Origin of the sequence: Pedobacter sp. MC2016-05 (genome assembly GCF_026239735.1) — a bacterium.
Taxonomy (GTDB): Bacteria; Bacteroidota; Bacteroidia; order Sphingobacteriales; family Sphingobacteriaceae; genus Pedobacter.
The window spans coordinates 1-12,734 of sequence record NZ_JAPIVT010000036.1 but is presented as its reverse complement, the minus strand read 5'-3'; the positions used below and the strand labels follow the sequence as shown (position 1 = coordinate 12,734).

Sequence of the window (12,734 nt, the reverse complement as noted above, 5' to 3'; positions counted from 1 at the left end):
CTCACCTGCCGAGATTACCTGTCGACCTCATATCACGAATCAAAACCCCACAATTAATTACAGATAGTTTTAGTACTTTCGCCGAAAATTTAAAATCAATATGTCTTTAGTACAAGAATTACAAACCCGCTCGGGAAACAAATGCGAACTTTGCACATCAGAGAACAGTTTAAGTGTTTATGAAGTTCCTCCAACGAGCAATGCCAATAGCGATAACAGCATTTTAGTTTGTAAAACCTGTTTAAACCAAATTGAAAAAACCGAGCAGTTAGATGCCAACCATTGGAAAATACTTACAGAGACCATGTGGTCGGAATTTGCACCTGTGCAAGTGGTGGCCTGGAGAATGCTAAGCAGATTAAGAAATGAAGGTTGGGCGTCAGATAGTTTGGACATCTTATACCTGGAAGATGAGACGTTGGAGTGGGCGAAAAAAACAGGCGATCATGAAATGGATGGAACGGTCGAATTTCATCAGGATAGCAATGGAACTCGTCTACACGAAGGCGATACCGTTGTCTTGGTTAAAACATTGGATGTTAAAGGCTCGACTTTAAGTGTAAAATTAGGCACAGTGGTGAAAAATATCCGTTTGGTTCATGATAATACCGAACAAATTGAAGGAAAAGTTGAAGGCCAAACCATTGTAATTTTAACTAAATACTTAAGAAAAGGCTAGTCAATCGGCATCAAATTACAATGATGAGTTCGCGATAAACTCAACAATATATTTGTACAAAGCATTGCCGCCAAATATCATCTGACTAATCATTGGAACGTGGCTTTTACCTTTAATTTCCCTCATTTCTACAGAAACATTATTGGCTTTTAATTTTTGGTAAAGTCTCGGCGTTTGAATCTTTATGGCATTATAAGTTTTTTCGCCGTATAGAAGCAAATGAGGGTTTTTGATATTATTCACATAATCTAGCGGAGAGGCAGATTTCCAAACCGCGGGTTTATCGGTAAATGTTCTCAAAAAATTGAAATAATAATCATCCTTTTCAGCTTCGGTTAAATATTCAAAAATATCGAGTCCGAAGGGATCATTCAAAACCACACCCTTAATAGGATTTTTGATTCCAGCTTGTAGAAAATATTGTGGATCTGAATTAATCAGTTCGCCTAAGTGGGCACCAGCAGAATGGCCCATTACAAAGATATTCTCTTCACCCGCGGAATATTGAGATATATTTTGCTTCACCCATTTCACAGCCAAAGCACAGTCATTAGCCATTTTTTGATATTGCGCTTCAGGTGCTAAAGGATAATTAATAATGACCGTAACCACTCCTTTTCTAGCGAAATTTCTACCAAGCCACCAATATGTTTCCTTTTTTCCACTGCTCCAAGATCCACCATGTATGAAGATTAAAACAGGCTTATTTTTAACACTATCATTTTTGTAAAAGATATTTAGCGTGTTATTTTCTTCGGCATTGCCAGCATAATTAATGTTTTTGGCTGTTTTTATTTGTGCTGAAGCTATAAGGGCTTGAAACAAGAACATTAGTAAAATGAAGTATTTTGTCATGCCGAAAATGATCTAACGATTCAATGGTGAATAAACGAAATTGTTGTTCATACAGATTTATTCTTGATAGAAAAAGGGAATAAGGAAATGGGGAATAGATTAGGTTTTCAAGTCGAGTTGTGCGCTATTTTGGAGCCATTAACTATTTCCTACTAGCTATTTCTTATTCACTATTTCCTATTATCTATTTTCTACTATCTATTTCCCATTATCTATTTCCTATTCCCTTTGCTCCCATCCGCGATTAAGCCTTAATCAACGGATTTTTCTCTTTCGCAAACAAATCAAAAACCTTTTTATCTGCAAAAGCCGGAAACAACTTGTTCATCCAAACCGCTAACTTACCTTGACCAGTCATTACCAATGTTCGTTTGCGTTTTTCAATTCCATCAGCAATTATGCTGGCTACCTCTTCAGAAGTCATCATTTTGCCTTCATCCATGCTCGTTTCACCATGTGCGGCTCCATCTTTTGATAAGGCGGTTACACGAATATTGGAAGCTGTAAATCCCGGGCAGGCCACTAAAACATTTACACCGGTTTTTAAAAGTTCGGTACGCAATGATTCCATGAAACCATTCATAGCGAACTTTGATGCCGAATAACCTGTTCTTCCCGGTAAACCGCGATAGCCTGCTATTGATGAGATGCCAACAACTGTGCCTTTCGTTTTCAAAATCTCTGGCAAGGCATATTTTGTACAATAAACGGTACCCCAAAAATTAACATCCATTAAATTTTTCAGTACTGATAAATCTAAATCATTAAATAAGGCACGCATGGATAAGCCTGCATTGTTTACCAAAATATCTATCTTTTGAAAAGAAACCAGCGTTTGTTTGATAATCAATTCACAATCGGCTTCTTTGCTTACATCTGCCTGAACAGCAACTGCTCTAATGCCGTATTTTTTTTCTAAGTCTGCTGTGATTTCGCAAAGCGTAACATATTGACGGGCGGCTAAAACCAGGTTTGCGCCACGTTTAGCAAATTCTTCAGCGCAAGCCTTTCCAATTCCGCTTGATGCGCCTGTGATGATGATTACTTTATCTTTTAGGTTCATATTAGTATCCAATAAAGGAAATCAAGTATCAAGACTTGACACCTTCTAATTCATTTTAAAATAATGGGTTGCCTCGGCCACTTTATCGGTATTGATAATATCTGCGCCCAATTCACGAAGCACTTTCCAAGAAGTTTCATTGTCTGGAGCGCCCCAAAAGCGAAAAGGTAATCCTAATTTATGAGCATTATCAATCGATAATTTCAATTTCACTTTGTCTGCTTCTGAAATCTCTCCTACTCCTCTCCACTTCGAATATTTCGCGAAATTATCGCTGATCATTACCAGTTTCTTTAAATCTGCGGCAGAATAGTCAACATTTGGCAATCCATCAAAGTATAAATTGACCCAGTCGAAATTACTTTCCGGACGATTACCGGTGATGACCACAACTGAATTTCTTCCCTGCCTGCCGAAATCTTTTTGATATTTTTTTAGCGTCTTGATTAAAGCTTTGGAAGTTAAATTCCAGTCGTCTTTAATATCAATTACCAGATGGATCGTGTAATAATCTTTCGTTTTGGAAAACCTGGAAAGCGGCTTGAGATATAAATTTTCTAAAGTATTACCAGCTCTAATTTCTTTCTTGCTATGCGCCACCATTAATGAATCGCCTATCAGGAACACATCAGCTTCAATCGAAAACGCTTTATTTTCAACGGCCTCGAAAAATGGACGTTTGTGCGTGTAATCATTATGAGAATGGATTTTAACTTGTGCGATAACAGCAAAATTGAATCCGATGGCTACCAATAAAATAATAAACTGTTTTGCCATTATTTCATCATTGCAGTTTCATAAGGCACACGGGTAATAATCGATCGGCCTAAAGTAATCTCATCTGTATATTCTAATTCCCCACCAAAAGCAATGCCTCTGGCAATTGTAGTTACAGGAACGTTAAAGTCCTTTAATCTTTTGTAAAGATAAAAAAGTGTCGTATCGCCTTCCATATTCGGACTTAGTGCCAATATCACTTCCTTAATATCACCAGCTGAAACTCTTTGCACTAAACCATCAATGTATAAATCTGTAGGTCCGATACCATCCATAGGAGAAATTAAACCGCCCAAAACATGGTAAACACCGAAATATTGCCCGGTATTTTCAATTGCCATTACATCCCTGGTGTCTTCTACAACACAAATCGTTTCCTTATCACGCTTGTGCGAGGTACAAATTTCGCAAATCGTATGATCGGAAATGTTATAGCAAATACTGCAGTTTTTAATTTCCTGCTTAAGCTTAATTAATGTGTTTCCAAACTGGTTAACCTCCTCCTGTTCCTTATTTAAAAGGTGCAAAACCAATCTCAACGCCGTCTTTTGCCCAACACCCGGTAATTTCGAAAATTCGTTTACCGCATCTTCAAGCAGTTTGGATGAAAAATTCATGCACAAAAATATACAAAATGGTTGATAAAAAATGTTGTCAAAAGCAAGACAAATTTATTTTTTTGGAAAGCAATACCAGTAGTTCTTAGGCTCCATCATTCCTGCCATTTGCTACAATCTTTTGGTAAACATTGTCATTCTGAGGAACGAAGAATCTGTTTCATCGGTGGCAGATACTTCGTGCCTCAGCATGACCGCATATTCAAGGTTGCTGCAACCAAAAGGATTTCCGCTCCTGTCAGGTTTGCAATAGTAAGGTAAACCTAAGTAATTTAAACCCGGCCGAAGCGGGCACGAAACCCGATTTTTTCCGGGTGAGTAAAGCGAAGGACGGGGCTAATTTGTCGATGAAAACTGAAACCTGATTTCCAATTCAAAATATTGATTATAAAAATCGTTTTCTTTACATTTAACACCTTAAAACAAAACTATGTCGCCAACCATCCTATTGTGCTTTTTAATTGGTTATTTTCTAGTACTTATTGTTATTTCTTTCGTCACCTCCAAAGATTCATCTGATAATAATTCCTTTTTTGTCGCCAACAGGAACTCGAAATGGTACTTGGTTGCCTTTGGAATGATTGGAACAGCACTTTCGGGAGTAACCTTTATTTCAGTACCTGGCGAAGTTGGTGCACCTGCGGGAAATCAGTTCCAATATTTTCAGTTCGTTTTAGGTAACGCAGTCGGTTTCATTATCATTTGTACGGTACTTTTGCCACTCTATTACCGAATGAACTTGACCTCGATTTACAGTTATATTGAGCAACGTTTAGGTCATTACAGCTACAAAACAGCAGCTTCTATATTTCTTTTGAGTCGTACATTGGGTTCTGCAACACGTTTGTACCTGGTGGTCATTGTTTTACAGCGCTTCATTTTCGACAATTACGGCGTTCCATTTTGGTTAACAGTATTAATTTCATTGGCCCTAATATGGTCTTACACATTTAAAGGCGGTTTAAAAACCATCATTATCACCGATACTTTGCAAACGTTTTTCTTAGTATTATCTGTTTTTTTAACCATCTATTTTATTTGTAGTAGCTTGAATTTAAGCATCCCAGCTGCATTTGAAACAATAAAAGACAGCAGTTATTCGAAGATATTTTTCTGGGATGATTTCCTGACCAACAAATGGTATTTCAGCAAACAGTTTATCGGAGGTATTTTCGTAACCATCGCCATGACCGGTTTAGATCAGGATTTAATGCAGAAAAACCTAAGCATGGGCACCATTAAAGAAGCGCAAAAAAACATGTTCACTTTTACAGGTGTGTTTGTAATTTTAAATGTTTTCTTCTTAAGCGTGGGTGCTTTATTGTACATCTTCGCCGCTAAAAATGGCATTGAGATTCCTCTTGACCATATTACGGGGAAACCGCGTACCGATTTGTTATTTCCTGAAATTGCATTGAACAACCTGGGTGCAGTACCGGCCATTATATTTATGTTAGGCTTAACCGCAGCTACTTTTGCTACTACTGATTCGGCACTGACTGCTTTAACTACCTCGTTTTGTGTAGACTTTTTAGGGATGGCAAAAGCCGAAAACGTAAACGCAAAAGATGCTGTAAAAAAACGCCACACTGTTCACGTGGCTTTTTCAATTTTAATGTTTCTGGTTATCATCGTAATCAATGCACTAAATAGTTCATCAGTAGTTAGTTTAATTTTCACTATTGCCTCCTATACTTACGGGCCACTTTTGGGCCTTTACAGTTTTGGTTTGTTTGTAAAAAAACGTGGCTTGCACGATAAATTAGTACCAATAGTTTGCATTTTATCCCCTTTTTTATGTTACTTGCTTTCAAGCTATTCAAAAGAGATTTTAGGAGGCTATGTTTTTAGTGTTGAACTGATTTTAATTAATGGTTTAATCACATTTATCGGCTTGCTTTTCATCAGCAAAAAAACTGATGCGCAAACCAAATTTTAATATTAGAATACAGTATATATGACGAGTGAAGAAAAAATTAGAAGCGCTTTTGAAAATAAGGATTGGCAGGAAATAAAGGTAACCGACTCCTGGCAAATTTTTAAAATAATGGCCGAGTTTGTGGATGGTTTTGAGAAACTGGCTAAAATTGGCCCTTGTGTTACCATTTACGGATCTGCCCGTACTGCAGAAACGAATAGATATTATCAGCTTGCCGAACAATGTGGTAAATTACTTACCGATCGCGGTTATGGGGTAATTACCGGCGGTGGTCCAGGGATTATGGAAGCTGGTAACAAAGGTGCACATACAAATGGCGGAAAATCTGTAGGTTTAAATATTGAGTTGCCGTTTGAACAATTCCACAATAAATATATCGACCATAATAAGCTATTAGAATTCGATTATTTCTTCGTTCGTAAGGTAATGTTTATGAAGTACAGTCAGGGTTTTGTGGTTTTACCTGGCGGTTTTGGCACTATGGATGAGCTTTTCGAAGCATTAACGCTGATTCAAACGGGTAAAATAGCCCGCTTCCCAATTGTATTATTGGGTAAAGATTATTGGAGCGGATTAATTGACTGGATTAAAGGAACAATGTTGCAGAAGGAACACAATATTCACGAGGAAGATTTGAATTTATTCCGCCTTGTTGATACTGCTGAAGAAGCTGCCGAACACATTTTTAGGTTCTATGATAAGTATGTGCTTAAACCGAATTTTTAACCAGGATTAAAGGATTATTGACCAGAATCAAAGGATTATAAGATTTCCAAGATTTTGGAGGTTAAAAAATTAAACCATAATTATAAGATTTTACTTTGGGGTTTTATTCAGTGAATTAATCATTCAAAATTCAATAATTATAAAAAGTGCTGTTCTGCAGGCACTTTTTTTTATGTTTAACATTTTGGTGTAACAACTTAGAATAACTTTAATCTAAATCGAAACATATTTCAAATGGCCAAGTTTATTGATTGGAAAAGCAATTGGTTTAACTCAAATTTCGAATTGTTTATTGAAGGAGTACAAAAAGGTGCAATTACATTTAGCACCTGGAAAAGTGATGCAGAAGCTACATTAGAAAACGAAAGCTATTTTTTCAAAAGCATGGGATTTTGGAAGCCAAAAACAAATATAATTGATCGAAAAACGAATAAGGTTGTTGGGGTGATTACTTACGGTAATTGGAAATTCGAAGCAACAATTAATATCGAATCTGGAGCCCAGTATACCTGGAAACCAACCAGTTTTTGGAAATCGCAATGGTTGTTATCCAACAATAACAATACAAACATTATGTATAGTGCTGGCAAAAGAATGGGTTCAATAACAGCTGACACTGACAATAAATTGTTAATCGTTGCTGGATTATTTATTAAACAAATTTACAATAGACGAGCAGCAGCAGCTGTTTGATAACTCGTTAATAGCAAGTTAGGATAAAGGAAATTATAGCACCCTGTGGAAATGGAAAGGATATTAAATTGGAGAAAAGGGTTATTTGATAGTAATTATCAAGTATTTGAGGGTACTTACCTGAAATTTTCGATCAATTTTAGTTCATTAAAAAATTCGGCAATTGCCACCACTCAAAAAGGGATTTATTTATTGAGGAGTGATGGTTATAGCAATCCCGAAACCAAAATTTTAAATAGTAATCACGAGCTTCTAGCCACCATTAGATACGATTGGCTTGCATTTAAGGCGAGAGTAACGTTTGCCAACGGCGAAAATTTTGATTGGAGTTACCAAAACAGTTGGTTAAGTAGGTGGTCGCTAAATAACCATACCGATACACAGATTATTTATAATTCATCTACAAGCAATGGCTTAATTCACGGCAATACCGACGATGACATGCTTTTTTTTATCGGCTTATTTATTCGAGAATATTATTCCAGAATTATTTATGCTATGGTTTTAATCGTGATTTTCATGTCTTTTATCCGTAATATTTTCTACTAAAATTTCTTTGATTCGCTCTGTTGAGCGGGCAATTACGGCCTTATCTCCCGAAACTATAATCGGTCTTTCGATGAGAACAGGATTTTTCACCATGGCATCAATCCATTCTAAATCGGTTAAGTTTTTACCCTTATAATTTTCGATGTAGATTTTCTCTGTTTTGCGAATCAGTTCAAATGGCTTGATAGCTAGTTTCTTGATTAATTCAGTTAATTGAGCCCGATTTGGTGGGGTTTCCAAATAATAGATTACTTCAAAATCTCTATTACTATTTTCCAGTTCCTGTAAAGCCTGGCGGCTTTTGGTGCATCTGTTATTATGATAAATCTGAATCATTCTTCCTCGAATTATAAACCGCTAACCCCACCGCTCACTACCAATTTCATGGCATCTCCAGCGCTCATTTTTAAATCCTTAACCTTATCTCTTTTCACAATACAAAGTTGACCAGCAAACGAATAAGACAACGGAAAGTAAACGGCGACATCATCAGGAAGATCGAGTTTATGCAGATCATTTTGGGTTAAAAACCCAATTTTTTTCATTCCACCTTCTACTTCAACCAATACCGGATGATTAAATTTTTTCTCATCACCAACAAAAGCTTCGGTTAAATCTTTAATAGATGAATAAATGAAATTAAGCAAAGGCAAGCGATGCATCATGCGCTGAAACCAGTTATACATCGGCTCGGTTACCAAATTGGTTACGAAGATACCAGCCAATAAAATAATGGTTACAACAGTTAGTAAACCCAGCCCCGGAATGTTTCTGCTTTCGCCTGTACGAGGATTTACGCCCAGAATATTGTTTACATTTAGCCAGCTATCAACAGTTGTAACTGCCCAAACTACAATGAAAATGCTTACAGCAATGGGCACAACAATTAATAAACCTTTAATTAAATAGTTTAAAATGGCTTTCCCGACTCTGTTCATGTTGCAAATTTATTCAAAAATGTTCAATAGTTCATTAGTTAGCATGATTGATTTAAATGTTTATTAGTCATTGGTCACTGGTTCATTAGTTAGCATGATGGATAAGTTTAATGTTCATTAGTCATTGGTTCATTGGTTCATTGGTTAGCATGGTGGATAAAATTTAAACGTTCATTGGCCAATGGTCATTGGTTCATTAGTTAGCATGGTGGATAAATTTAAAGGTTCATTAGTCATTTGTCATTGGTTCATTAGTTAGCATGGTGGATAAATTTAAATGTTCATTAGTCATTTGTCATTGGTTCATTAGTTGGCATGGTGGATAAAATTTAAATGTTCATTAGTTAGCATGGTGAATAAAATTTAAATGTTCATTGGTATGTGGTGATTGGTTCATTAGTTAACTGGTAGATAAATTTTTATGGGGTATTGGCACACATGCAATTATGCATCCAGACTAATGAACTAGTGCACAAATGACCAATGAACCAATAAACTAACCTATTCATAAAAATAAACCCTCTTCACACGCTGTGAAATATTTGTAAGGATTTCATAAGGTATAGTGTTGATATCGTCTGCAAGCTGCATAATAGTATGTTCCTGATTAAAAACAATGGCTTCGTCGCCAGCTTTTACATCAAGGCCAGTAACATCCAGCATCGTCATATCCATGCAAATAGAACCTATTGTTGGCACCAAATGTCCGTTGATGAGCATTTTACCTACGCCATTACCAAAAGTACGGGCATAGCCATCAGCATAACCAATTTTTACTGTAGCTATTTTACCACCATTGGGCATCACTCCTCTCCTGCTATATCCGACTGTTTCGCCCGCCGCTAAGGTTTTAACCTGCGTTACGGTAGTCTTAAGTACCATCACTGTTTGTAAGCCGCGGTTATTAACTAAGGCAGCGTCGAAACCATATAAGCCGATTCCTAAACGAACCATATCCATTTGTCCGTTTGGCCAGCGGCTAATTCCCGATGTATTGGCAATATGAAGTAAAGGTTTGTAGCCTAAAACTGCTATCAGTTGTGTAGCAATGGAATTGAATTTTTCAATTTGTTGTTCAGTAAAACCATCGTGGATGGCTTCTCCACTTGCTACCAAATGAGAAAATATACTTTCAACGCTTAGCTTCTGCGAATTTTGTAAGCATATTGCTAAATTCTCCATATCGGCAGATTCAAATCCCAATCGGTGCATACCACTATCAATCTTAAGATGAATAGGGTAATCGAAATCATAATCAGAAAGTGCATTCAAGAAGCTATTCAAAATTTCGAGACTATAAATCTCAGGTTCTAACTGATGTTTAATGATGGCTTCAAAAGCAGATTCTTCAGGACTCATCACCATAATAGGAAGCGTTATCCCCGCTTTGCGAAGGGCGATTCCTTCGTCGGCATAGGCCACAGCCAAATAATCAACCTTGTGAAACTGCAATAAATTGGCAATTTCAAAACTTCCACTTCCGTAAGAGAACGCCTTAACCATGGCCATAATTTTAACACCAGGTTTTATTTTCGAGCGATAGAACTGCAGATTACCAACCATGGCATTCAAATCAATCTCTAAAACCGTATCATGGATTTTTTGAGTGAGCAGTTTACTAATCCTTCCAAATTCATATCGCCGAGCGCCTTTTACTAAAATGGTTTCATGACTGAACTGTAAACCTGGAAATGCTTCAATGAAAGCATTTGTCGTTTCGAAAAACTGGGCTTCGGTGTTAAAGAGGCTTTCATATTTTGCAATGTGCGGGCCAACCCCAATCAAACTACTCACTTTCTTCTGGATCAATAAATCAGCAATTTCGGTATATAAATCCAGATCGTCCTGACCCGTTTCAAATAGGTCAGAAAGAATTACGGTTTTCTTAGAATGTTGATTTTGTTGATTGAGGAAATCCAGTGCAATTGCTAACGATGAAATATCCGCACTGTAAGAATCATCGATGATGGAGCACTGGTTAATGCCATTCTTAAGTTCCAAGCGCATACTCACATGACTTAATTTTTCCAAACGAAGATCAGCCTGTTCTGCAGAATAGCCTAAAGCGAGCAAGGTTGCCCAACAAATCATTCCATTTTCAATAGATGCTTTATCCTTAAAAGGCAACATACATTCAATTTCCTGATCTTGATAAATCGCTCTTAAATAGCATTTTCCTTCAATCGGCTCAACAGCAGTAATCCGCAAATCGGCCATTTGGTTAGTACTCCAACTAAAATGTTTCTTACCAGGTAAATCTTTTTCGTTGATTTCTGTAGTGTATTCTGGCGAATAGATTAGCAGATCCGTATTTGTAAATAACTTTAACTTTTCGGTAAGCTTTTCTTTTCTTGAACTAAAACCCTCTGCATGAGCTTCTCTAACATTGGTTAAAATTCCGATTTGAGGTTGGATCATTGCAGCTAATGTTTCCATCTCGTTCACTGCAGAAATACCTGCCTCAAAAATTCCTAAATTATTATCTGCGTCGATTTGCCAAACAGAAAGTGGAACACCGATTTGTGAGTTGTAACTTTTCGGACTACGAACAATACTGTAATCGCTAGCCAAAAGTTGATACAACCACTCTTTCACAATGGTTTTTCCGTTACTACCGGTGACGCCCATACAGGTTAAATCAAATTTATTTCGATGATAAATAGCGAGTTTTTGTAATGCACTTAATGCGTTATCAACCACCAGGAAATTACAATCAGGATATTGTTGTAAATAGCTCGTGTCGGTAATCACAAAATTTCTAATCTCCTTGCTATAAGCATCCTTTATAAATTCGTGTCCATCCCGATGGGATAACAAAGCAAAAAACAAGGAATTTTCAGGAACCAAAACCGATCTACTATCGATTACCAAATGCGTAATTAATGCTTCTGTATTGAATAAATTTGCATCAGCATTTAAAATTTCAGCTACGGTAGAAATGGTATATATCGGATTCAACATGATATTATATTCAGGAAATTATGGTAATCGTTTTTATTTTTACGAAGTTCACTAATTAATTATGAAAACGGGTAAACAAGAAGCAGCAATATTAGATAAAAAACAGTCATTGGCCAAAGCTGAAAACTTTTGCGCTTACCAGGAACGTTCGCAAAAAGAAGTAAGATATAAATTGGTGGAATGGGGAATGCGTGGAGATGAATTGGAAGAAATTTTATCGGATTTAATCACCAACAATTTTTTAAACGAAGAACGATTTGCAAAGCAATATGCGTCGGGAAAATTCAACATTAAAAAGTGGGGAAGAATTAAAATTAAGCAGGGTTTGAAACTAAAAGGCGTTCCGGATAGAATTTTACAAAAAGCTCTATATAGTTTAGATGACGATGATTATATGCAAACCATAGAAAGTTTAGCCCTAAAAAAAGCAAGAACTTTAAATGAAGTTAATCCATTAAAACGAAAAATGAAGCTAATGACTTATCTTCAAGGCAGAGGATTTGAAACTGATTTAATTTTAGTGGCACTGAAAGCCAGCAATTTAAACTAAATATTAAATTTTTAATAAAAAATCCCTTGACAGAAATATAAATCTGTCTATATTTGCAACACCAAAACGAAACAGCATATCGGTTTTGTTTAATGCGAAAGTAGCTCAGTTGGTAGAGCACGACCTTGCCAAGGTCGGGGTCGCGAGTTCGAATCTCGTCTTTCGCTCTAAATGCCTTCCTACCAGAGGGCATTTATTTTAAAAGGTTAATCGCCTGCTCGGGTGGTGGAACTGGTAGACACGCAGGACTTAAAATCCTGTGCTTTCAAAGGCGTGCGGGTTCGATTCCCGCCCCGAGTACTTCAAAAACAATTGAAAAAAAGAGGCTGTCTCAAAAAGGCAGTCTTCTTTTTTAGTAAAAAAATAATTTTCACCTTTTAAATTTGG

At 36.7% G+C, this 12,734-nt stretch carries 13 protein-coding genes and 2 tRNA genes; 8 read left to right on the top strand and 7 right to left on the bottom strand.

Annotated elements, in window-relative coordinates; translation table 11 throughout:
- The first annotated feature begins 100 nt into the window (after positions 1-100).
- The gene (locus OQZ33_RS23850) at positions 101-679 is read left to right on the top strand and encodes an alkylphosphonate utilization protein (protein WP_265802061.1); all 579 of its coding nucleotides are present in this window, start codon (positions 101-103) and stop codon (positions 677-679) included.
- A gap of 15 nt (positions 680-694) precedes the next feature.
- On the opposite strand, the gene OQZ33_RS23845 is transcribed toward OQZ33_RS23850, so the two are convergent.
- The 4 genes from OQZ33_RS23845 to recR form a co-directional block, all read right to left on the bottom strand.
- Entirely contained in the window at positions 695-1,534 is an 840-nt protein-coding gene (locus tag OQZ33_RS23845) for an alpha/beta hydrolase (protein WP_265802060.1), read from the bottom strand.
- 244 nt (positions 1,535-1,778) lie between these two features.
- Positions 1,779-2,597 carry an SDR family oxidoreductase gene (locus OQZ33_RS23840; RefSeq protein WP_265802058.1) on the bottom strand — a complete coding sequence of 273 codons (819 nt, stop codon included), beginning with the start codon at positions 2,595-2,597 and terminating at the stop codon, positions 1,779-1,781.
- Positions 2,598-2,642: 45 nt separating this feature from the next.
- The gene (locus OQZ33_RS23835) at positions 2,643-3,374 is read right to left on the bottom strand and encodes a phosphatidylinositol-specific phospholipase C/glycerophosphodiester phosphodiesterase family protein (protein WP_265802056.1); all 732 of its coding nucleotides are present in this window, start codon (positions 3,372-3,374) and stop codon (positions 2,643-2,645) included.
- Positions 3,374-3,991 carry a recombination mediator RecR gene (recR, locus tag OQZ33_RS23830; RefSeq protein ID WP_265802055.1) on the bottom strand — a complete coding sequence of 206 codons (618 nt, stop codon included), beginning with the start codon at positions 3,989-3,991 and terminating at the stop codon, positions 3,374-3,376. The genes OQZ33_RS23835 and recR overlap by 1 nt, the downstream gene beginning before the upstream one ends.
- 430 nt (positions 3,992-4,421) lie before the next feature.
- On the opposite strand from recR, the gene OQZ33_RS23825 reads away from it, so the two are divergent.
- The 4 genes from OQZ33_RS23825 to OQZ33_RS23810 all read left to right on the top strand — a co-directional run bounded on the left by OQZ33_RS23825 (position 4,422) and on the right by OQZ33_RS23810 (position 7,898).
- Positions 4,422-5,930: a sodium:solute symporter gene (locus OQZ33_RS23825; RefSeq protein ID WP_265802054.1), complete on the top strand. Its 1,509-nt coding sequence runs from the start codon at positions 4,422-4,424 to the stop codon at positions 5,928-5,930.
- An 18-nt stretch (positions 5,931-5,948) separates the two neighbouring features.
- Positions 5,949-6,656 (top strand): TIGR00730 family Rossman fold protein, encoded by a 708-nt coding sequence (locus tag OQZ33_RS23820; RefSeq protein ID WP_029289075.1) that lies wholly within the window; start codon positions 5,949-5,951, stop codon positions 6,654-6,656.
- A 234-nt stretch (positions 6,657-6,890) separates the two neighbouring features.
- Positions 6,891-7,349: a hypothetical protein gene (locus OQZ33_RS23815; RefSeq protein ID WP_265802052.1), complete on the top strand. Its 459-nt coding sequence runs from the start codon at positions 6,891-6,893 to the stop codon at positions 7,347-7,349.
- A gap of 51 nt (positions 7,350-7,400) precedes the next feature.
- Positions 7,401-7,898, top strand: a complete 498-nt coding sequence (locus tag OQZ33_RS23810) for a hypothetical protein (RefSeq protein ID WP_265802051.1) — start codon at positions 7,401-7,403, stop codon at positions 7,896-7,898.
- Here OQZ33_RS23810 and arsC read toward each other — a convergent pair.
- From arsC to OQZ33_RS23795, 3 genes are all read right to left on the bottom strand, one after another.
- On the bottom strand, positions 7,854-8,234 hold the full coding sequence (gene arsC / locus OQZ33_RS23805; protein ID WP_265802050.1) for an arsenate reductase (glutaredoxin): 381 nt from the start codon (positions 8,232-8,234) through the stop codon (positions 7,854-7,856). The genes OQZ33_RS23810 and arsC overlap by 45 nt on opposite strands.
- Before the next feature lie 11 nt (positions 8,235-8,245).
- Entirely contained in the window at positions 8,246-8,836 is a 591-nt protein-coding gene (locus OQZ33_RS23800) for a DUF502 domain-containing protein (protein WP_265802049.1), read from the bottom strand.
- A gap of 501 nt (positions 8,837-9,337) precedes the next feature.
- On the bottom strand, positions 9,338-11,797 hold the full coding sequence (locus OQZ33_RS23795; RefSeq protein WP_265802048.1) for a bifunctional UDP-N-acetylmuramoyl-tripeptide:D-alanyl-D-alanine ligase/alanine racemase: 2,460 nt from the start codon (positions 11,795-11,797) through the stop codon (positions 9,338-9,340).
- Between the two features lie 61 nt (positions 11,798-11,858).
- Here OQZ33_RS23795 and OQZ33_RS23790 point away from each other — a divergent pair, with 61 nt between their 5' ends.
- The 3 genes from OQZ33_RS23790 to OQZ33_RS23780 all read left to right on the top strand — a co-directional run bounded on the left by OQZ33_RS23790 (position 11,859) and on the right by OQZ33_RS23780 (position 12,647).
- A complete protein-coding gene (locus tag OQZ33_RS23790) occupies positions 11,859-12,347 on the top strand; it encodes a regulatory protein RecX (RefSeq protein ID WP_265802046.1) in 489 nt (162 codons plus the stop codon).
- A gap of 94 nt (positions 12,348-12,441) precedes the next feature.
- A tRNA-Gly gene (locus OQZ33_RS23785) sits at positions 12,442-12,514 on the top strand.
- A gap of 49 nt (positions 12,515-12,563) precedes the next feature.
- Positions 12,564-12,647 (top strand) — tRNA-Leu (locus OQZ33_RS23780).
- Positions 12,648-12,734: the final 87 nt, after the last annotated feature.